The sequence below is a fragment of the Oerskovia enterophila genome (genome assembly GCF_044748475.1).
In the GTDB taxonomy this organism is placed as follows: domain Bacteria; phylum Actinomycetota; class Actinomycetes; order Actinomycetales; family Cellulomonadaceae; genus Oerskovia; species Oerskovia enterophila.
In genome coordinates, this window is sequence record NZ_JBIVFZ010000004.1 from 136,229 (window position 1) to 156,692 (window position 20,464).

Genomic DNA, 20,464 nt, shown 5'->3' on the forward strand with positions numbered 1-20,464 from the left:
ACATCACTCGGCGGGCTTGATGGTGCTCAGCACCACGCCGGCAGACACCGAACCCCACGACGGCGGGAAGGCGTAAAGGTTGTCCTCCGTGGGCCACCCGGTGAAGTCCTTCTGGTCGAAGAAGGTCTGCGTCGCGTTGATGACCAGCGGGATGTACGGGAGGTCACGCGTGATCTCGGTCTGGATCGTGGCGTAGGCGTCCTTCTTCGCCGCCTCGTCGTTCGTCGCGGCTGCGGCGTTGACGGCTGCGTCGACCGTGGGGTTCGAGTACCGGGAGAAGTTCCACTCGCCGGACTCGAGCTGAGTCCCGACGGGCTGCGTGTACTCGCCGCTGAACCAGTCGCGGTAGATCTGGAACGGGTCGGCGACCGAGGTGCCGACGACGCCTCCCATGATCAGCTCGAAGCTGCCGGTCTGGCGCGAGTCCGAGAACTCGTCCCACGTGACGGTGCTGGCCGTGACCCCGATGCCGGCGGCCTTGGCCTGCGCGGCGATGAGCTCGGCAGCGGCGTTGTAGTCGCTCCAGCCCTCGACGGACGTGAGGGTCAGCTCGACCTTCTTGCCGTCCTTCTCGTAGATGCCGTCTCCGCCCTTGGTGTAGCCGGCGGCCTCGAGGATCTTGCCGGCCTCGGCAGCGTTCGCCTCCTGCGGGCTGACCTTCTCGACGTCAGGGGAGATCCACTTGTCGTCGCGACCGAGCAGGGCGAACGTCGGGGAGATCTCGCCGGCGAGGCCGACGAAGGCCTTCTCGTTGATGACGCCGCGGTCGATCGCGACGTTGAGCGCCTGGCGGACCGCGACGTCCGTCTGTGCGCCGGCGCACCCTGCCTCGACGTTGGCGCAGGTGTACAGGACCGTCGGGTCCTGCGGCGTGTTGATGTAGCCGAGACGGCCGTCGGCGGTCAGCCCGTCGGGGTCTGCCACGAACATGCCGGCCCAGTCGACCTTGCCGGTCTTCAGGAGGCTCTCGGCCGAGGTGTTCGCGTCGATCCCGAGGTACTGGACCTTCTCGACGGCCGGTGCCCCGCCCCAGTAGTCGGCGTTGGCGGCCATGGTGTAGGACGCGTCGGACGTGCTCGCGACCGTGTAGGGACCGGTGCCCACCGGCGCCTCGTTGGCGAACGTCACGGGGTCGGGGACGTCCTTCCAGACGTGCTGGGGAACCATCCAGGAAGCGCCGAGGAGGGCGAACTCGTTGGTGAACTGCGGGCCCGTGAAGGTGAGCTTGACGGTCGTGGGGTCGACGACCTCGGCGGACGCGAGGTACTCCGGCTTGGAGGTCTCGTTCGAGAAGGACCAGACGACGTCCTCGGCAGTGAACGGCTTGCCGTCGTTCCACGTGACGCCCTCGCGGATCTTCACCGTCAGCTCGGTGCCGTCCTCGTTGAACTCGAAGGACTCCCCGAGCATCGGGGTAGGAGCCTCTGCGCTGGCCTTGTTGTAGTAGAAGAGGGTCTCGTACACGCCACCGAGCGCAGCGTGGAGGACGGTCGGTGCGTACGGGTTGAAGTTCGCAACGATCGGCGTCTGGCTGCCTGCCCACACCGTGAGCACGCCGTCGCCCTTGCTCGCTGTGCCCTGGTCGCCGTCGTCACCCGACGAGCCGCAGCCCGTGGCGAGCAGCGTGAGGCCGGAGGCGAGCGCCACCGCGGTGAGAAGGCGCTTGCGCCCCTTGCTTCGGATCATCATCGGTCCTTTCGAGTCGTCGACGCCTCATCACGTCGATCAGCCCCGCTCGGCGGGTATGTGCAGGAACACTAACGAATCAATCGGGCCCCACGGAGCAATACAACAGGAAAGTTACCTAAATGAAACACGTGAAGGGTCGAACGCGGCAGGATCCGCAGGAATCCGGGGATCTCGCGCGTCGCCGACCGCGCTCGGTGGGCCGGGGGACGCAACCAGGACCCCGGAGGCGCCCGCCGCGACGGTCAAGAGCCTCCCATCGAGGGTGACGGACGCCCTGCCCGGCACGCACCACGGGCCGCTCTGCCCCTCACCCGACCGGTCGGTCAGGTACGAGGCAGCGCGGATCTCAGGGCGTCAGGATCCGACGCGCCCCCTGCTCAGGAGCCCAGCGCCACGTCGAGCGCAGCGCGGGCCTCACGTGCCGCTCCCAGGTCCGTGACCTCGTAGCCGGACCCGCCCCCGCCGCCGGGGCCGCCGTCGTCGGGCCGGATGCCCTTGGCCGAGAGGTGGACCGCGTCCACGCCCGCCGCCACGAGGTCCCCCATGTCCTGGGCTCGCACTCCCCCACCCGCCTGGATCTGCACGCGCCCTGCGGAGTGCCGAGCCATGGCACCCAGCCGGTCGACCCCGTCGATGCTGCGAGCCGCACCACCCGACGTGAGCACGCGCGTGACCCCCAGTCCCGCGAGGAGGTCGAGGGCCGCGGTGACGTCCTCGACGACGTCGATCGCCCGGTGGAAGGTCACCTCGCGCCCGTCTGCGGCCGCGACCAGGGCGCGGACCGCGGCCTCGTCGACGAGACCGTCGGACGTGAGCGCCCCGATCACGACGCCGGCGGCGCCTGCTGCGACGGCCGCGCGGACGTCGCGCACCTGCACGTCGAGCTCGGCCGTGCTGAAGACGAACCCTCCCGGGCGCGGCCGGACCAGCGGGTGGACCTCGACCGGCACTCCCCCGCCCGCGGCCTCTGCGGCCACCGCGACGGCCGCCTCGAGCAGCCCGACGCTCGGCGTCAGCCCACCCGTCGCCCCCAGCGCCGAGCACAGCTCGACCCGGCTGGCGCCGACCTCGGTGGCGATCCGTACGCCGTCGGTGTCCTGGACGGCGATCTCGAGCGCGACCTCGCGTGCCATGTGCTGGTGCTCCTTGCCTCGGGGGCCGGCGCGCGACGGCGCACCGGCGGGTCAGCGGCCAGCGTAGACCCGCGCAGGACCGCGGCCCGACGGCGTCCCGTACGTGACGTCGTCGGGTCGCCCGCCCGCGAGCGCGGCCCGCGAGCCCACCTCACGCCCCGCCGGGGACGACGAGAGCGGCGCGCCCCGCGCGTGCTCGAGGCACACGGGGACGCACCGCTCCTGGTCGTGCGGGCAGTGCCCGGGCCGGCTCAGCGGCCCGTCAGGACGACCGTCAGATGACGCCCTGGGCGATCATCGCGTCGGCCACCTTGGTGAAGCCTGCGATGTTCGCACCGAGCACGTAGTTGCCCGGCTCGCCGTACTCGTCGGCCGTCTCCTCGCAGCGCGAGTGGATGCCCTCCATGATGTGCGCGAGGCGCTCCTCGGTGTACTCGAACGTCCACGCGTCGCGCGAAGCGTTCTGCTGCATCTCGAGGGCCGAGGTCGCGACGCCGCCTGCGTTCGCGGCCTTGCCGGGCGCGAAGAGCACCCCGGCCTCCTGGAGCAGGGCCACGGCCCCCGGCGTGGTGGGCATGTTGGCGCCCTCCGCGACCGCGAGGACACCGTTGGCGACGAGCTGCTTGGCGTCCTGCTCGGTCAGCTCGTTCTGCGTGGCGCAGGGCAGGGCGACGGTCGCGGGGACGTCCCAGATGCTGCCGCCCGTGACGAGGCGCGCACCGGGGCGACGCTCGACGTAGTCGGCCACGCGTCCGCGCTCGACCTCCTTGATCTGGCGGAGGAGCTCGACGTCCACGCCTGCCTCGTCGACCACGTAACCCGACGAGTCGGAGAACGACACGACGTTCGCGCCGAGCTGCTGGGCCTTCTGGATCGCGTAGGTCGCGACGTTCCCGGAGCCCGAGACGACGACGCGCTGGCCGTCGAAGCTCTGACCCTTGGTGCGCAGCATGTGGTCGGCGAAGAAGACCGTGCCGTAGCCCGTGGCCTCGGTCCGCACGAGCGACCCGCCCCAGCTGATGCCCTTGCCCGTGAGGACGCCGGACTCGTAGCGGTTCGTGATGCGCTTGTACTGGCCGAACAGGTAGCCGATCTCGCGGCCACCCACGCCGATGTCGCCGGCCGGGACGTCGGTGTACTCACCGATGTGGCGGTAGAGCTCGGTCATGAACGACTGGCAGAAGCGCATGACCTCGCCGTCGGACCTGCCGCGCGGGTCGAAGTCCGACCCGCCCTTGCCGCCGCCGATGGGCATGCCGGTGAGCGAGTTCTTGAAGATCTGCTCGAACCCGAGGAACTTGACGATGCCCAGGTAGACCGACGGGTGGAACCGCAGACCACCCTTGTACGGGCCGAGAGCCGAGTTGAACTCGACGCGGAACCCGCGGTTGATCTGCACGCGGTTCTTGTCGTCGACCCACGGCACGCGGAAGATGATCTGGCGCTCGGGCTCGCAGATGCGCTCGAGCACGGCGGCGTCGACGTACTGGGGGTTCTTCTGGAGCACCGGGCCGAGCGAGTCGAAGACCTCGCGCACCGCCTGGTGGAACTCGGCCTCACCAGGGTTTCGGGCGAGGACCTCGTCGTAGACGGAGTGCAGACGACTATCCATGAAGTGCTCCTCGGCAGGGCTGGCTCTTAACTGCACCAGGTTACGTACGTGTAAACACGGCCGTACTCCTGTCCCACTCTGAAAGACGGCAGGCTCACGACCTGGGACATCGCCGTTGCCCGGGGCCACTTCCCGTGGCGCGCCCCGGACCCGGCTAGCGCGGGCGGCGGCCGGGCCGCGTCCCGGCCAGCACCCCGCGGGACGGCACCCGCCAGAGCCCCGACCGCGCCCCACCCTGGCCCCGCCACGAAACAACCGTCCACGCCGTGAGAAATCTCGACCGGATCGGTACAGATTCGCGCCGACCGGGCTATACCCCTACCCAACGGTCACGAGCACCAGCGCCAAGCCCCGGCTCGCTGGTCAGCAACCCCTCCCACGACGGGGTGCTCCGGGAGATGACCTGGTCGCGCCGGCACCGGCGCGGCAAGCGTGCAGCACGACGACAGCGAGGACACCATGACGCAGCACCAGGCACCGCCCACCGACCCAGCCGACAGCGCCCTCGGCTCCCGACCCGGCCCTGCCGACGGCTCGCCCCTTCCGCCCCGGCCCGCCGTGGTCACCCTGGTCGGCAACCCGCGCCCGGGGTCACGGACCCTGGGCGCGGCACAGGCCGTCGCGGCCCGGGTCGCCGACCACCTGGGCCTCGCGGCCGGGCCGGCAGAGGCGGGTTCGACAGACCCCGCGAGCTCCCCGGGCAACCCGACCACCGCGACCATCGACCTCGCCGAGATCGCGGCCGAGATCCTGACCCCCGTGCACCCGCGTGCGGACGCCGCGCGCGAGATCGTCGCGGGCGCGACCGTGCTGATCGTCGCGACGCCCGTCTACAAGGGCTCGTACACCGGGCTGCTCAAGGCGTTCCTCGACCTCTACGGTCCGGACGGCCTGGCCGGGGTCGTCGCGGTGCCGGTCGTGGTGTCGGGCAACCCGGCGCACGCCCTGGCCGGCGAGGTGCACCTGCGCCCGCTCCTCGTCGAGCTCGGCGCGACGGTCCCCGCGCGCACGCTCGCCCTGCTGGACTCCCAGCTGAGCGAGGCCGAGCTCGCGAGCACCGTCGACGCCTGGCTCGACCGTGCGGGAGGCCCGTTGCTCCGGGCGGCGAGCGCCGCCGTCGGGCAGGACGTCCCCACCCACCAGACCGCCCCCGAGCTCGCCGAGGTGACCCGATGACCGCCGACCCCACCACCCGCTCCGACGTCGCGGGCCTCGCCGGGCTCGAGGCCCTGCTCCACGAGCAGGACGAGCCCCAGCTCAGCCCCGACGCCTACAAGGCCGTGTTCCGGCAGCACCCCGCGGGCGTCGCGGTCGTCGCGCTGCACCACGAGGGGCGGCCCGTGGGCTTCACCGCGACGTCGGTCATCTCGGTCTCGGCCGCGCCGCCGCTGCTCGCGTTCTCGCTCGCGTCGACGTCGTCGTCGTGGCCCGCGATCTCCGCGGCCCGCACGGTCACGGTCAACTTCCTCAGCGCCGACCAGGACGACGTGTCGGCGCGCTTCGCGACGAGCGGGATCGACCGCTTCGCAGCCGGCGGATGGTCACCGCTCGACTCCGGGGAGCCCGTGATCGACGGCGCGCTGTCCTGGGTGCGCGGGCGCATCATCCAGCGCACGCCCGTGGGCGACAGCTACCTGGTCTCGTTGCGCGCGCTCGCGTCGGGGACGCGCAGCGACGCGACGCCGCTGGTCTACCACGACCGGTCCTACCACCGGATCGGGGACCACTCGGCCCTCTGAGGCCACGGCAAGGGCGAGGGGCCCGACGGCGGTGCGCACCGCCGTCGGGCCCCTCGTCCTTGTCGTGGGTCGGCTACCAGGTCCAGCCGCGCGCGCTGAGCTCGAGCTCCTCGCGCAGCCGCTCGTCCTCGTCGCTGCGCAGGCCCGCGGCGAGCGGGTCCGCGTCGACCTCGAGACCGCTGAGCCGGCACGCCTCGCGCAGCAGGGCGTCGTACGCGCCCTGCGCGGCGAGGTAGTGGTGCGCCCGGGCGTAGACGCCCGGGTCGTCCTGGACGTCGCGCAGCTCGTGCGCGAGCTGGCCCAGGCGGATCTGGAGGCCCAGCGCCACGAGGGGGTCGGGTGCCCGACGGCGCCGGTCGCGCCAGGTGGTCCGGTGCGGCCGGAGGGGAGGGAGGACGTCCACGGGGGGTCGGTCGTGGCGCACCGTGAGCCACGCGATGACGGCGACTGTCGCCGCGCCCACCACGCCGGAGATCACGAGAAGCCACATCGTCGGAGCCTTCTTCCGCGCCCCTGCGCGCCGCGCACGTGCCCGCAGGACACTTCCAGCCTAGGACGTGTGGGAGCGCTCCGCCAGGGTCGGGGACGGCCACGTGGCCCTGCGCGGGAGACGGGAGGCGCCCGCCGGGACCGGGGTCCGGGCGGGCGCCTCTCGCGTCTCGTAGGGCATCGCCTGGCGACGCCCCGTGCTAGCCCGCCGTGAACCCCTTGGCCCGGCGGGCGTCGGCCGGGCCCCACAGGTCGGTCTTGACCTCGGCCCTGACGAGCGGCACGACCTCCTCCGCGAACCGGCGCAGCACGTCGTCCTGCCGCGCCGGCTCCAGGAGGTGGTTGATCGAGACCGACTGCAGGTCGTGCCCGTAGCTCTGGTGGTAGTCGAGGATCTTCTCGGCGACGCGCTCGGGCGAGCCCACGAGGGCCGGGCCGCGCTCGACGGCCTCCTCGATGGTCCGGAAGCTCGTGACCTTGCCGACCGCGGCCGGGTCGTGCTTGCGCAGGTCTGCGCGCGCGACGGCTCCCTCGTAGATGGGGCGGAACTCCTCGATCGCCTGCTCGGTCGTGTCCGCGAGGAACAGCCCGCCCGAGCCGGACCCGACGAACCCGTACGCCGGGTCGTGGCCCGCGGCCGCGTACTGCTCGCGGTAGTGGTCGATCAGCACCTGGTAGTTCTCGCGGGGCTGGAACGCGTTGGCGCTCACGATCGGGTCGCCCCACCTCGCGGCGAGCTCGACCGCGAAGCGCGAGGTCGCGGACCCGTGCCAGATCCGGAACGCGCCGTCGTACGGGCGGGGCAGGGTCGTGGCGCCCTGCAGGTCGGGGCGGTGGCGGCCCTCCCAGTCGACCTCCTCACCGCTCAGGAGCAGGCGGAGCAGCTCGTAGTTCTCCTCGAGGTACTCGTACTGCCGGTCGATGTCGAGGCCCAGCAGCGGGTACTGGAGCGCCTCGTTGCCCTTGCCGATGACCATCTCGAACCGGCCCCGGCTGAGCTGGTCGATCGTCGCGTAGTCCTCCGCGACGCGGATGGGGTCCAGCAGGGACAGCACCGTCACGCCCGTGCTCAGCAGGATGCGCGACGTGCGCGCGGCGATCGCCCCGAGGATCACGGTGGGCGACGACGACAGCACGTCCCCCGCGTGCCGCTCGCCGACCGCGAACGCGTCGAGGCCGAGCTCCTCCGCCAGGACCGCGGTCTCGACGACGCGTTCGAGTCGGTCGGCCGCGGGCACGGCCTCGCCCGTGACGGGGTGGGGCGGGTTGAAGACGATGTCGAGGACCTGGAAACGCACGGATGCTCCTTGGTGGGGGTGGGGTGTGCCGCGATAGAGGGCGGGCGTCGAGGTAGAGGGCTCGGGCCCTCTACCTCGACGGGTGCCCTCTACCTCGCGGGGAAGGAGGCTCAGGCCGCCTGCGCCGACGCCGCCTCGGCGTCCCGCTTGGCGACCTCCTCGCGCACGATCGGGATGACGTAGCGGCCGAAGTCGGTCGCGTCGTCGAGCAGGTCGTAGCCGCGCGCCGAGATGATGCGGACGCCCAGGTCGTAGTAAGCGAGCAGCGCCTGCGCGACGGTCTCGGGCGTCCCGACGAGAGCGTTCGAGTTGCCCGCGCCCCCGGTGGCCTTGGCCGTCGCGGTCCACAGGGCCGTGTCGAACCGGTCGCCCTGGGCCGCGATCTCCAGGAGGCGCTGCGAGCCCGCGTTCTCGGGCTTGTCGATCGGGTGGCGACGGCTCAGCACGCCGCCCGCCGCGGCCTTGCGCTCCTCGATCCGGTCGAGCACGCGGTGGGCCTTCTCCCAGGCCAGCTCCTCGGTCGCGCCGAGGATCGGGCGGAACGCGGCGTGGATGCGCGGGGGCGTGGAGCGCCCGGCAGCCGCGGCCTCGGTGCGGACGCGCTGGATCTGCTCGGCCGTGCGGTCGAGCGGCTCGCCCCACACCGCGTAGATGTCGGCCTCGGCCGCACCGACCTTGAACGCCGCGTCCGAGGACCCGCCGAACGAGATGGTCGGCGTGCGCCCCTCGAAGGGCTTGGTGTCGAGCACGAAGTCGTCGAGGTCGTAGAAGCTCCCGTGGTGGTCGAACGGCTCGGCGCTCGACCAGGCCTTCTTGACGATCTGGATGTACTCCTGGGTGCGGGCGTAGCGCTCGTCCTTGGTCAGGGTGTCTCCCTCGCGCCGCTGCTCGTGGTCGTTGCCGCCCGTGATGAAGTGGACGGACAGGCGACCCTCGGAGAGCTGGTCGAGGGTCGCGAAGGACTTGGCCGCGAACGTCGGGTAGGAGACGTTGGGGCGGTGCGCGAGCAGCAGCTCGACCGTGTCGAGGCGGGCCGCGGTCCAGGCCGCGAGCGCCGACGGCTCGGGTCCGCTCGAGCCGTAGGCGAACAGGACACGGGTCCAGCCGTTGTCCTCGTGGGCGCGCACGATGCGCTCCAGGTACTGCTTGTCGAACGGTGCGGTCGTGCGGGACGTGGTCTCGGAGGCGTCGCTCGTGGTGGCGATGCCGAGGAACTCGACGGGCATGGTCTTCTCCGGTTCAGGTGGGGTGGGGATCTCGGCAGGCACGCACCACCTCAGCGGGACGGTGGGCGCGGGTGGGGTGCCCTGTGGCGGACGAGCGGTCAGGGTGACTGCGGGGCGGGAGCCTCGACGGGCGGGAGGTCCAGGCCGTACGCGTGCAGCCGCCCGCCGCCCTCTCCCTCGATCACGCGGGTCTCGCGCTCGGGCAGCCGCCTGAACCCGAGCGCCTCGTAGAGCCGGTGCGCCCGGGTCATCTGCGGACCCGAGTTCATGACGACCCGCTGCGCCCCCTGGGCACGAGCCACGTCGAGGACGTGCCGCGTGAGCGTCGTCCCGACCCCCCGTCCCCGTGCGGCGGGGGCGACGCCGAGGAGGCGGAAGTCCAGCTCGCCGTCGAGCGCCAGGGGTGAGATGTGCCGACCAGGCGGCGGGGTCGCGACGGTCCCGAGCAGCGCTCCGGTCTCGTCGTCGACCGCGACCCACACGTCGTGCTCGGCCGCGCGGCTCGCGACGTCTCGCAGCACGTCCCGGTACGACTCCGAGATCGTGTACTCGAACCCGTACGCCGCTTCGAGCAGGTCGGCGACGGCCTCGTGCTCGGCGGGCGTCACGAGCCGGACGGTCACCCCGGCGCCGTCCCCGGGCGACCCTGCTCCTCCGTGACGGCTCTCGTCCGGGCGAGCGGCGCCGTCGGGCGCCCTGCCCCCGTGACCGTCGCGGCGCGCCGACTCGACGAGGCGGGCGACGCCGTCGGCCACCTCGCGCACCCGCTGGGCCCGGCGCGAGGACTCGCGGGGGTCGGCCAGGCCGTCGGGCGGGTTCCCGACGCCCGCGCGCGACGTGGTGGGCGCGCTCATGCGCGCTGCCGGACGGGCTCGTGCGGGCCCGACGACGCCGGCTCGCCCGCCGCGTCCTGCGCACCCGCGCCCGGCTCGGCCGGGAGGCCCGCGTCGCGCCAGGCGGGAAAGCCGCCCTCGACGTGCGAGACGTTCGTGTAGCCGCGAGCGGCGAGGGCCTCGGCGACGGGGCCCGAGCCACGCTCGGAGCCGCAGACCACGACGATCGGGGTGTCGAGAGAGACTGCGGGCGCCGCGACCGAGCCGAAGATCGCGTCGAGGTCCTCGCGGTCCGTGACCGTGGCGCCCGGGATGGCGCCCGCGCTCGCACGGCCTCCCGCGCTGCGGACGTCGACGAGGAAGGCTCCGGCTGCGACGCGGTCGCCCGCGTCGGTGGCCGGGGTGAGCAGGGGCTGGTGCTGGGTCATGTCGTCTCCTGGGTCGGGTGGTGCAGGTGGTGCTGCTGCCGAGGTAGAGGCCTCCCGTCGAGGTAGAGGTCTGGAGCCCTCTACCTCGACGGGTTCCCTCTACCTCGCGAGGGCTGGTTCGCGGTCGGCCGCGACCTCGGGCCCGGCCGCGTCCGCCGCCGACAGGCCCCAGCGGGCCGCGAGCAGCTCGAACGACCGGGCCCGGTCGGCGGGGTCGTGCGCGACGGTCGTCACGACGATCTCGTCGGCCACCGTCACGCGCGCGAGGGTCTCGAGGCGTTCGACGACCGTCTCGGGCGACCCGACGAACCTCGTGTCGACGCGGTCCTGGACGGCCGCGCGGTCGGCGTCGGACAGGTCGTCCCACGCGGGCGTCGTGCCGGGCGCGGGGTAGGCGATCGCGCCGTCGGCCCCGCGGCGGATCGACAGGACCCAGGCCGTGAAGGGGTCCGCGATCCGGCGGGCCTCGGCGTCGGTGTCCGCGACCAGGACGTCGGCCGAGACCACGACGTACGGCCTGTCGAGCACGCCCGGCCGGAACGCCGCACGGTAGGCCGCGATCGTGTCGAGCGTCGCGGACGGGCCCACGTGGTAGTTCGCGGCGAGCGGCAGGCCCAGCTCGCCCGCGACGCGCGCGCTCACGCCGCCGCTCGACGCGAGCACGAACAGGTCGAACGCCGCGCCCTCGACGGGCGGGCTCGTGTACGCGGTGCCCGCGCTGTTGGTGAAGGTCCCCGCACGCAGGCCCAGGACCAGCTCGAGCTCGTCGCGGAACTCCGCGGGCGTCCGGCTCGCACCGACCACCTCCTTCTGAGCGAGCAGACGCTGGCGCAGCGCGGTGTCGGTGAAGGCGACGCCGGGCGCGGCGGGGATCAGGAGGCCGTCGACCACGCGCGTCCCGGCGGGCTGCGCGGGGGCGGGCGCGGGCTCGCCCGCCGTCGTCGCCTGCGTGCCCGACGACGGAGCCTCGGCTCCCGTGCTCGCCTCGCTCTTCGCGAGGGGCGGGGTGAAGGCCCGGCCGAGTCCCAGGTCGACCCGGCCCGGGTGCAGGGCCGCGATGGTCCCGAACTGCTCGGCTGCGAGGAGCGGGCTCGTGGTGCTCAGCAGCACGGCGCCCGACCCCACGCGGATGCGCGTCGTGCGCTCGGCGACGAGGGCCGCGAGGACCGCGGGGGACGCCGAGGCGACGCCCGGGGACAGGTGGTGCTCGGCGAACCAGATGCGGCGATAGCCCAGCTCGTCGGCGCGGACCGCGGTGTCGAGGGTGTCGCGCAGGGCCTGGGCGCCGGTCGAGCCCTCGCTCACGACCGCGAGGTCGAGGATCGACAGCGGGACCCGGGTCGGGTGCGGGGTCTGCGGGGTGGTCGGCTGGTCGGAGACGGTCATCGGGGTTCCTCGGTGGTCGTGGGGGTGTCCTGGTCGAGCGGGGGGTCGAGCGGGCGGTCCGCCGGTCAGCGCGAGGGCAGCCCGCGCGCTGCGAGCGCCGAGTGCAGGTGCGCGTGGCCGCGCTCGGGTCCGGGGACCGCGAGCCGGTCGACCACGCGGCGGCGCCAGCTCTGCGCGAGCCCCTCCTCGCGGTAGAAGGGCGCGATGAGGTCCTCGTACGCGTCGACGTACGGCGCCTGGACGGCCAGGTCGTAGGTCTCGTGGTGCAGCACCGCGGCCTGGGGAAGCCGTGGCTTGACCCGTTCGCCGCCTGCGGGGTCGGGATGCCCGACGACGAGGCCGACGACCGCGACCGTGCCCTCGGGCAGGCCCAGCTCGGCCGCGACCTGCTCGGGGTGGTGGCGCAGCGCGCCGATGTAGACGGTCCCGAGCCCCAGCGACTCGGCGGCCACGACCGCGTTCTGCGCGGCGAGCGCCGCGTCGACGAACGCGACGACCGTCGAGTCGAGGTAGTCGGCACCCGCCAGGTGCGTGCCGTCGGCCGCCCCGATCGCCCGGGCGCGGGCCAGGTCCGCGACCCACACGAGCAGCAGCGGAGCCTGGCGGACGTGCGCCTGCCCTCCGGCGAGCGCCGCGAGCCGGTCCTTGCGGGCCGGGTCGGTCACCGCGACGACGCTCCAGAACTGCATGTTGGACGAGGTCGGCGCGGACTGCGCGGCGGCGACCAGGGTCGGCAGGACCGTGTCGTCGAGCGGGTCGGTGAGGTAGGCCCGGACCGTGCGGTGCCGCAGGATGCCGGCGATCGCGTCCGTGAGCGGGGCGACGTCGTCGGGCTGGTGGGCGCCGTAGCGCTCGGTCAGGGGCGAGGCCGTGGTGAGGGTCGACATGCTGGCCTTTCGGTCGTGCGGGCGGGGGGCGCGAGTGCGCATGCGGGGGCCGGGCAGGAGGATGCAGACCGGCCGCGTCAGCCCGCCGGCACCCCCGCGAACCGGGCCAGCGAGAACAACCGGTCCGCGGCGACGGGCTGGGCGGCCGGCTCCTCGCGAGCCAGCTCCGCCAGGACCCGGCCGATCGACGGCGCGAACTTGAAGCCGTGGCCCGAGAATCCCGCGGCGACCACGACACGGCCCACGCGGTCGAGCACGAAGTCGTGGTCCGGGGTCGTGGTGTACGTGCAGGAGATCGGCACGAGCCGGTCGGCGTCGGCCCCCGGGACCCACGTCCGCACGTAGTCCTGGAGCTGTGCGAGCTGCCCGGGCTCGGGACGGTAGGTCCGCCGGTCGGGGTCGGTGCGCGGCCCGACCCCGTGGAATCCGACCTTGATCCCCTCGCCGGGCGTCGCGAGCCCGTAGACCCCGCTCGGCCACGGGTGCGGCTCGGCGGGGGCGTGCGTGAAGCTGGGCCACGTGTCCTCCGCTGGCGCTCCCGGAGCGAGCGCGAAGTGCGCGGGCTGCTCCTGGGTCACGACGAGGGGCGGGACGGGCGGGCCGCCGTCGGGCACCGTGAAGGCCGCACCCAGCAGGCCCGCGCTCCACGCGCCCACCGCGACCACGACCGTGTCCGCGACCAGGTCGTACCGGTCGGTGACGACCCGGACCGAGCCGGTGCCCGGATGGACGTGGCGCACGTGCACGCCGTGGCGCACGTCGGCGCCGTGCGAGCGCGCCGCAGCCTGGAAGGCGGCGACCGCGCGGTCGGCGTGGACGCGCCCGGCCGTCGCGGTCTCGTGCAGCACGTCGCCCTCGAACCGCAGGCCGGGCCAGCGTTCGCCGGCCTCCTCGGGACGCAACCACTCGTGCGCGACGCCGCGCGCGACGAACGCGTCGCCGATCTGGCCGGGGCGCGGGAAGCCGTGGCTCACGCCGCCCGTCAGGGTCAGGACGTCGCCGGTGGCCAGGCCCGCGTCGCGCTCGAGGTCGCGCCACAGGCCGAACGCCTCCTGCGCGAGGTCGAGGTAGGCGGGCTGGGTGTACGTGGTCCGGTAGATGCGCGACGCCCCGTGCGAGGCGCCCTGCGTGTGGCCGGGCTCGAAGCGTTCGAGCAGGACGACGTCGTGCCCCGCACGTGCGAGCTGCCACGCCGCGGCGGAGCCCATGACGCCGCCGCCGACGACGACGTGGGACACGTGCTCGGTCATCTGGCTGCCTCTCGGTCGGTAGGTGGGGTGCCGCCGGCCCGCGGGTCCCAGGAGGATTCCGCGGGCCGGTCGGCCGTGCTGGTCAGGACTTGGGCAGCCCTGCGGGGTTGGTCTCGGAGGTCTCGATGGCCTCGTCCTCCAGGCCCCAGCGCTCGAGCACCTCGGCATAGCTGCCGTCCTCGATCGCGTGGTTGAGCGCGGCCGTGACCGCGGGGGCGAGCTCGTTGCCCTTGAGCGTGCCGACCGCGATCTGCGCGGTCGCGGGCCAGCCGCCGTTGAGCGTGCCGATCACCTTGAAGTCCTCGGGCGAGACCTTGGCCTTGTACGACGCGGTCGCGTTGGGCCCGAACGTCACGTCGATGCGGCCCGACTGGAGCGCGAGGATCGTGTCGCCGTCGTTCTCGAAGTACTCGATCGTGGCGGGCTCGAGCCCTGCGGCCTTGTTCTCCTCGTCCCACGCGAGCAGGATCTTCTCCTGGTTGGTGCCCGACCCGACCGCGACCGTGAGGCCCGCGACGTCCTTGGCCTCGGTGATGGACGTGAGGTCGCTGTCGGCCTTGGTCAGCCAGCCGAGCTGGTCGTTGCGGTAGGACGAGAAGTCGAAGAGCTCCTTGCGTTCCTCGGTCACCGTCACGTTGGAGATCACGACGTCGACGTCGCCCGACTGGACGGCGAGCGGCCAGTCGGCCCAGGCCTTGACCTCCCACTCGACCTTCTTGCCGAGCGCGTCGCCGATGAGCTGGGCGATGTCGGTCTCGTTGCCGATCGGGGTCTTCTCGTCGTCGGCCAGGAAAGCGAGCGGCGGCACGTACGCGCTGACCGCGACCTTGATCGTGTCCTTGTCCGCGAAAGCGGCCGGGAGGAGCGCGACGGCCTCGGCCGACTCGGTCGTGCGGATGCGGTCCTGCTCGGGCGAGGTGTCGACGACGAGCCCGGCGGCCGCGGCGTTCTCGGCGTTGACGTCGCCCACCGGGTCGGCGTCCGCGTTCGTGGCGCACGCCGCGAGCAGCGCGAGGATCGGCAGGGTCGCGGCGATCCCCAGGACGCGGCCGGCGCGGCGGGAGGGACGACGGGCCGCGCGGGACGCAGCCGTGGATCGGGCGGTGCCGGCGGCCACGCCGGAGGTGTGCAGGGTCATCGTGTTCTCTTTCGTGGTGGGTGGACGTGCGGTGGGGTGACGCGGCCCGGGCAGCGGGTGTGCCGGGCTCCGGGCGTCACAGGACCTTGTCGAGGAAGGCCTTGGTCCGGTCGTGGCGGGGTGCGTCGAGGACCTGTGCGGGTGGTCCCTGCTCGACGATGCGACCGGCGTCCATGAAGACGACCGTGTCGGCGACCTCCCGCGCGAAGCCGATCTCGTGCGTCACGACGAGCATGGTCGTGCCGCCGTGCGCGAGGTCCTTGATGACGTCGAGCACCTCCCCGACGAGCTCGGGGTCGAGCGCCGAGGTCGGCTCGTCGAAGAGCAGGACGCGCGGGCGCATGGCGAGCGCGCGGGCGATCGCGACGCGCTGCTGCTGACCGCCTGACAGCTGGCGGGGCCGGGCGTCGGCCTTGTCGGCGAGGCCCACGCGGGCCAGGAGCTCGCGCGCCTCGGCCTCGACCTTGGTCCGGTCCCTGCCCTGGGCCGAGACGGGGCCCTCGACGACGTTCTCGAGGGCCGTGAGGTGCGGGAAGAGGTTGAAGCTCTGGAACACGAAGCCGATCTGGGTCCGCTGGACCAAGATCTCCTTCTCCTTGAGCTCCCGCAGGGTGTCGCCCTTGCGGGCGTAGCCGATGAGGTCGCCGTCGACCGCGATGAACCCGCGGTCGACCTTCTCGAGGTGGTTGATGACGCGCAGGAGCGTGGACTTGCCCGAGCCCGACGGACCCAGGATCACGGTGACCTCGCCCGGTCGGACCTCGAGGTCGATGCCCGCGAGCACCTCGAGCGTGCCGTAGGACTTGTGGACGCCCCGGACCTCGACGAGGCCCGTGGCCGGGGAGCCGGCCGGGGACGTGGTCGTCGCGGCGCCGGCGACCACGGTCGTCCGGGTCACCGGGGCCGTCGCAGCAGCAGTGGTCGTGGCGGTCATGCGGCACCTCCGGTGGTGCGGTCGCTCGTCCCCGTGCGCAGCAGGTGGCCGCGGCCGACCGTGGCGCGGGCCGCGTAGGCGGGGGGCAGGTGGGCGGGCGCGGGGCGGCCCGAGAGGCGGGACCACGCGACCTGGAGCGTCCAGCGGACCCGCTGGACCGGCGTCGGGGGCAGCGTGCGCACCGCGCCCTTGGCGTAGTGCCGCTCGACGTAGTACTGCGCGATCGTCAGCACGGTCGTGATGACCAGGTACCAGATCGCCGCGACCATGAGCAGCGGGACGACGCGCTGGTTGCGGCCGTAGATCACGCCGATCGTGTAGAACAGCTCGCCGTAGGCGAGGACGTACACGACCGACGTGCCCTTGACGAGGCCGATGATCTCGTTGACCGACGTCGGCACGATGGTCCGCATGGCCTGCGGCAGCACGATACGCAGCGTCTGGCGCGAGCGCGGGATGCCGAGCGAGGCCGCGGCCTCGTGCTGCCCCTGGTCGACCGAGAGGATCCCGGCGCGCACGATCTCCGAGGAGTACGCGGCCTGCGAGAGGCCCAGGCCCAGGATCGCGGCGCCGAACTTGTCGATCACGTCGAGCGTCCCGAACTCGAGGAAGCCGGGCCCGAACGGGATGCCGAGCGAGAGCGTCGGGTAGAGGTAGGCCAGGTTGTACCAGAGCAGGAGCTGCAGGATCAGGGGCACCGAGCGGAACACCCACGTGTAGGCCGACGAGACGGCCTGGAGCAGGGGCGAGCGCGACAGGCGCATGAGCGCGAGGATCGTCCCGAGGCCGAACCCGAGGACTGCGGCGACCGCGGTCAGGCGGATGGTGCCCCACAGGCCCGCGAGGACCGAGGGCCACGTCAGGTACTGCGCGACGATCGACCACTCCCACCGGGGGTTCGTCACGAGCGAGCTCACGACCATCGCGAGCAGGACCGCGACGCCCGCGGTCGCGATCCAGCGGCCCGGGTGGCGGGCAGGGACGACCTTGAGGTCCTCCCAGCGCGTGGGCGACACGTCGGTCGTGCTGGTCGTGCTGGTCGTCGTCGGGGTGGCGGGCGCGAGCGGCGTCGCGCCCGGCAGGTCGGGCAGCGCCCCGGGGGGCGGGACGAGCTGGCGGGACTCGTCCTGTGGCAGGGACAGGGTGCTCATGGGGACCTCGGGCGGGTGAGAAGGGGTCGGGCGAGGGCGCCGCGGCGGGAGCCGGGGCCAGGTCGTGCCGTGTCAGAGCGAGCGGGACGTCGAGGTCACGCCGGTGCTGACACGTGCGGACAGAGCCACTTCTCGAACGCCAGGGGCCCGACGTCCTCGGGGTCCCGGCTCACGTCGAACAGCGGGGTGTAGCCCGCGCTCAGGTAGAGCCCGGCGGCCTCGGGCTGGCGAGGGCCGGTCGTCAGGTAGATCCGCGCGTAGCCGCGCTCGGCAGCGCGGTCCTCGAGCTCGACGAGGACCTGGCGCGCGAGCCCGCGGCGCCGGTGGGCCGAGTGGGTCCAGATGCGCTTGAGCTCGGCCGTCGCGACGAGGGGCGTGCCGTCCTCGCTGTGCGTCTCGTGAGCGTCCGGGCGGGGGTCGTCACGCAGGGCGGACCGCCCGTCCCCGGGCCGGGTCCGGCGCGCGGGCTCTCCGAGCTCAGGCTCTGCCCGACGGCGGAACGCCCCTCCCGCGACCGGCTCGCCGTCCGCGAGGAGCAGGACGAGATCGCCGTCGGGCGCTGCGAAGTCGGCAGCCGGGTAGTGCTCCATCTCGGCGCGCAGGTCGTCCTCGTCGAGGAGGTTGCGGTAGCGCGTGGCGTACTCGTGGGCGAGCTCGTCGAGGAGCGGGCGCACGAGCGGGTCGTGCAGGGTCACCGACCGGACCTCGACGGGTGCGGCGACCGACCCTGCGGCCTGGTGCGCTGCCGCCCCCGTCCCGGTCGTGGTCTCCCTCGTCGTGGTGGGCGCGCTCATCGGGGGACCTTCTCCCCCGCCTCGACCGAGAACGGCAGGACGTTGCCCGCGACGGGCTGCGGGCACGTGCCGAAGTCGCTGAAGGCGTAGGGCAGGTTGAGCGTGCGGTTCAGGTCGAGGCGCAGCGTCGGGCCGGGCTGCCCGTCGCTGCGGACGCCTTCTCCTGCCTCGTCCTCGTCGGCTCCTCCGCCCGCAGCGTCACGGTCGACGAACAGGATCCGCCAGTCCGCGACGCCGGGGGCCGGGTCGGTGAACAGCAGCGTGGCACCGCCGCCGGGCTTGCCCGTGAGCCGGAGCGTCGTCGTGACACCGTCGCGGACCACGTCGACCTCGCCCACGACCTGGACGTGGTGCTCGAGCCCCGGCTGCGCGCCGCCCACGACCTCGGCGACGGGCTCGTCGTACCAGCGGACCGGCGCGTCGAGGACCCAGGCCGGGTCGTAGGCGAAGGTCGGGACCCCCTCGAACGCGACCCGGGCACGGGCCCTCGGGTCACGCACGCGCAGCCCGTAGCGCCCGGTGCGCCGCACGAGCTCGACCGCGACCGCGGAGGCCGGGTCGGCGCCGTCGGGCACGAAGGTCGCGACGATGCGCGACGCGCCCTCCGCGACGTCCTGGACGTGGGTGCCGCGCAGCGCGTCCTGGCTGCCGGCCGGGACGATCGCGTCGGCCGCGGCCGCACGCAGGTGCACGCCCTCGGCGTCCGACCACCACTGACCGGGCAGGCCGGCGAACGTCGTCGGGGACTCCGGGACCCAGCGCAGCGCGGTGAGCGTGAGCCAGCCGTGCGGCTCGCGCAGCGACCGCTCGCGCTCGGCGTGCCAGGCGGCCCACGCGGCCGCGCCGTCCGGGTTGCCGGTCGACGTGCCCGTCGGGGCGGACGCCGCGGCGTGGCGCCCGCGCGTGGCGACGTCGGTCGGGGTGGTGGTGCTCGTCGTCATGATGCTCCTTCAGGACTGGTGGTCGGACGGTCGGATGCTGCGGGGGTCAGCTCAGGCGGGCCGAGCTGCTCGCCCCGGCCGCGACCGTGTCGCCCACGGGGGCAGGGACGGCTCCGACCTCGGGGCGCGAGAGGCCGAGGTGGTCGCGGAGCGTGGTGCCCGTGTACTCGGTGCGGAACGAGCCGCGCTCCTGGAGCAGCGGCACCACCTGGTCGAACACGTCGTCGAGCCCTGCCGGGGTCAGGTGCGGCACGAGGATGAAGCCGTCCGACGCGTCCTCCTGGACGTGCCGGTCGATGTCGTCCGCGACCTGCTGGGCCGTGCCGACGAACCCGCCCCGGCTCGTCACGTCGATCACGAGGTCGCGGATGGACCAGCCGTTGGCCGCGGCCTTCTCGCGCCAGGCGCGGACCACGGGACCTGGATCCTTGACGTGCCGGACCCGGCCCCGCGTGATGCTGAGGTGCTCCAGGTCGGGCTCGACGTCGGGCAGCGGACCCTCGGGGTCGTAGGCCGTGAGGTCGCGCCCCCAGACCTGCTCGAGGAACGCGATCGCGGTCCTGCCCGGCACCTGCTGGAGGCGGATCTCGCGCGCACGCTCGGCGGCCTCGTCGGCCGTGTCCCCCAGGACGACGACCGTCGCCGGGAGGATCTTGAGCGAGTCGCGGTCGCGGCCGTGCGCCGCGAGGCGCGACTTCACGTCGGCGTAGAACGCCTGGCCGTCCTCGAACGCCGAGTGCGCCGAGAAGACGACGTCGGCGGTCGCCGCCGCGAAGTCGCGGCCGTCGGCCGAGTCGCCCGCCTGGAACAGGACCGGGTGCCCCTGGGGCCCACGCGGGGTCTCGAACCGGCCCGACACGTCGAAGTGCTTGCCGCGGTGCGCGAACGGTCGCACTCCCCCGGGCCGCACGAGGCCCCCGGGGGCGAGGACGTCGACCGTGCCGTCGTCCTGGCCGTCGACGAGATCGATCACCGCGTCGTCGTCCCACGAGTCCCAGAGCTGCCGGGCCAGGGCCACGAGCTCGCCCGCGCGCTCGTACCGCTCCTCGTAGGGAAGGAACCCGCCGCGACGGAAGTTGGCGCCCGTGAACGCGTCGGGGCTCGTGACGAGGTTCCAGGCCGCGCGGCCTCCCGACAGGATGTCGAGGCTCGCGAACTGGCGCGCCAGCTCGTAGGGCTCGTTGAAGGTCGTGTTGACCGTGCCCGCGAGGCCCAGGCGGTCGGTGACCGCGGCGAGGGCCGCGAGCACGGGGAGCGTGTCGGGGCGGCCCACGACGTCGAGGTCGTGGATCTGGCCCTTGTGCTCGCGCAGGCGCAGGCCCTCGGCGAGGAAGAAGAAGTCGAGCTTGGCCTCCTCCGCCCGGCGGGCGAGGTGCTCGAACGAGCTGAACTCGATCTGGCTGCGGGAGGCGGGGTCGCTCCACACGGTCGTGTTGTTGACGCCCGGGAAGTGGGCGCCCAGGTGGATCTGCTTGCGGGGACGCCCGTCGCGCGAGCGGGCCGTCGAGGCAGGGGTGGGGTGCGTCATGGTGGCGG

Annotated in this window: 19 protein-coding genes and 1 riboswitch; of the genes, 2 read left to right on the forward strand and 17 right to left on the reverse strand. The window is 73.4% G+C overall.

Annotated elements, in window-relative coordinates; genetic code table 11:
• Positions 1 to 3: 3 nt before the first annotated feature.
• The 3 genes from ACIPWA_RS13675 to gdhA form a co-directional block, all read right to left on the reverse strand.
• Positions 4 to 1,689 (reverse strand): ABC transporter substrate-binding protein, encoded by a 1,686-nt coding sequence (locus ACIPWA_RS13675; protein WP_400290956.1) that lies wholly within the window; start codon positions 1,687 to 1,689, stop codon positions 4 to 6.
• Positions 1,690 to 2,066: 377 nt separating this feature from the next.
• The gene (locus ACIPWA_RS13680; protein ID WP_056652428.1) at positions 2,067 to 2,822 is read right to left on the reverse strand and encodes a copper homeostasis protein CutC; all 756 of its coding nucleotides are present in this window, start codon (positions 2,820 to 2,822) and stop codon (positions 2,067 to 2,069) included.
• Between the two features lie 274 nt (positions 2,823 to 3,096).
• Positions 3,097 to 4,434, reverse strand: coding sequence for an NADP-specific glutamate dehydrogenase (gdhA, locus tag ACIPWA_RS13685; protein WP_056652431.1), 1,338 nt, complete (start codon positions 4,432 to 4,434; stop codon positions 3,097 to 3,099).
• A gap of 327 nt (positions 4,435 to 4,761) precedes the next feature.
• Positions 4,762 to 4,873: riboswitch (SAM riboswitch) on the forward strand.
• A gap of 20 nt (positions 4,874 to 4,893) precedes the next feature.
• Between gdhA and ACIPWA_RS13690 the strand changes: the two genes are divergently transcribed.
• Both ACIPWA_RS13690 and ACIPWA_RS13695 read left to right on the forward strand, forming a co-directional pair.
• Positions 4,894 to 5,610: an NADPH-dependent FMN reductase gene (locus ACIPWA_RS13690; RefSeq protein WP_400290959.1), complete on the forward strand. Its 717-nt coding sequence runs from the start codon at positions 4,894 to 4,896 to the stop codon at positions 5,608 to 5,610.
• Positions 5,607 to 6,173: a flavin reductase family protein gene (locus ACIPWA_RS13695; protein ID WP_400290961.1), complete on the forward strand. Its 567-nt coding sequence runs from the start codon at positions 5,607 to 5,609 to the stop codon at positions 6,171 to 6,173. The genes ACIPWA_RS13690 and ACIPWA_RS13695 overlap by 4 nt, the downstream gene beginning before the upstream one ends.
• 73 nt (positions 6,174 to 6,246) lie before the next feature.
• Here ACIPWA_RS13695 and ACIPWA_RS13700 read toward each other — a convergent pair whose 3' ends face one another.
• The 14 genes from ACIPWA_RS13700 to ACIPWA_RS13765 form a co-directional block, all read right to left on the reverse strand.
• Positions 6,247 to 6,663 (reverse strand): hypothetical protein, encoded by a 417-nt coding sequence (locus ACIPWA_RS13700; protein WP_400290964.1) that lies wholly within the window; start codon positions 6,661 to 6,663, stop codon positions 6,247 to 6,249.
• Positions 6,664 to 6,862: 199 nt separating this feature from the next.
• Positions 6,863 to 7,960, reverse strand: a complete 1,098-nt coding sequence (locus ACIPWA_RS13705; protein ID WP_400290967.1) for an LLM class flavin-dependent oxidoreductase — start codon at positions 7,958 to 7,960, stop codon at positions 6,863 to 6,865.
• A gap of 110 nt (positions 7,961 to 8,070) precedes the next feature.
• On the reverse strand, positions 8,071 to 9,228 hold the full coding sequence (locus tag ACIPWA_RS13710; RefSeq protein ID WP_400290970.1) for an LLM class flavin-dependent oxidoreductase: 1,158 nt from the start codon (positions 9,226 to 9,228) through the stop codon (positions 8,071 to 8,073).
• A gap of 56 nt (positions 9,229 to 9,284) precedes the next feature.
• Entirely contained in the window at positions 9,285 to 10,040 is a 756-nt protein-coding gene (locus tag ACIPWA_RS13715; protein ID WP_400290973.1) for a GNAT family N-acetyltransferase, read from the reverse strand.
• Positions 10,037 to 10,447 carry a rhodanese-like domain-containing protein gene (locus ACIPWA_RS13720; protein ID WP_056764690.1) on the reverse strand — a complete coding sequence of 137 codons (411 nt, stop codon included), beginning with the start codon at positions 10,445 to 10,447 and terminating at the stop codon, positions 10,037 to 10,039. The genes ACIPWA_RS13715 and ACIPWA_RS13720 overlap by 4 nt, the downstream gene beginning before the upstream one ends.
• Before the next feature lie 99 nt (positions 10,448 to 10,546).
• Complete coding sequence (locus tag ACIPWA_RS13725) at positions 10,547 to 11,833, reverse strand: LLM class flavin-dependent oxidoreductase (protein ID WP_400290977.1); 1,287 nt, start codon at positions 11,831 to 11,833, stop codon at positions 10,547 to 10,549.
• Positions 11,834 to 11,898: 65 nt separating this feature from the next.
• The gene (locus ACIPWA_RS13730) at positions 11,899 to 12,720 is read right to left on the reverse strand and encodes an NADPH-dependent oxidoreductase (protein ID WP_400290980.1); all 822 of its coding nucleotides are present in this window, start codon (positions 12,718 to 12,720) and stop codon (positions 11,899 to 11,901) included.
• 77 nt (positions 12,721 to 12,797) lie between these two features.
• A complete protein-coding gene (locus tag ACIPWA_RS13735; RefSeq protein ID WP_400290982.1) occupies positions 12,798 to 13,970 on the reverse strand; it encodes an FAD-dependent oxidoreductase in 1,173 nt (390 codons plus the stop codon).
• 82 nt (positions 13,971 to 14,052) lie between these two features.
• Positions 14,053 to 15,108, reverse strand: coding sequence for an ABC transporter substrate-binding protein (locus ACIPWA_RS13740; protein WP_083201436.1), 1,056 nt, complete (start codon positions 15,106 to 15,108; stop codon positions 14,053 to 14,055).
• 76 nt (positions 15,109 to 15,184) lie between these two features.
• On the reverse strand, positions 15,185 to 16,042 hold the full coding sequence (locus tag ACIPWA_RS13745; RefSeq protein ID WP_400290985.1) for an amino acid ABC transporter ATP-binding protein: 858 nt from the start codon (positions 16,040 to 16,042) through the stop codon (positions 15,185 to 15,187).
• Positions 16,039 to 17,193, reverse strand: a complete 1,155-nt coding sequence (locus ACIPWA_RS13750) for an amino acid ABC transporter permease (protein ID WP_400290987.1) — start codon at positions 17,191 to 17,193, stop codon at positions 16,039 to 16,041. Before ACIPWA_RS13750 ends, ACIPWA_RS13745 begins: the two co-directional genes overlap by 4 nt.
• 95 nt (positions 17,194 to 17,288) lie before the next feature.
• The gene (locus tag ACIPWA_RS13755) at positions 17,289 to 17,987 is read right to left on the reverse strand and encodes a GNAT family N-acetyltransferase (RefSeq protein WP_068626079.1); all 699 of its coding nucleotides are present in this window, start codon (positions 17,985 to 17,987) and stop codon (positions 17,289 to 17,291) included.
• Positions 17,984 to 18,928, reverse strand: coding sequence for a DUF1684 domain-containing protein (locus ACIPWA_RS13760; protein WP_400290989.1), 945 nt, complete (start codon positions 18,926 to 18,928; stop codon positions 17,984 to 17,986). The genes ACIPWA_RS13755 and ACIPWA_RS13760 overlap by 4 nt, the downstream gene beginning before the upstream one ends.
• 46 nt (positions 18,929 to 18,974) lie before the next feature.
• Positions 18,975 to 20,456: an NtaA/DmoA family FMN-dependent monooxygenase gene (locus tag ACIPWA_RS13765; RefSeq protein WP_400290991.1), complete on the reverse strand. Its 1,482-nt coding sequence runs from the start codon at positions 20,454 to 20,456 to the stop codon at positions 18,975 to 18,977.
• Between the last annotated feature and the right edge of the window lie 8 nt (positions 20,457 to 20,464).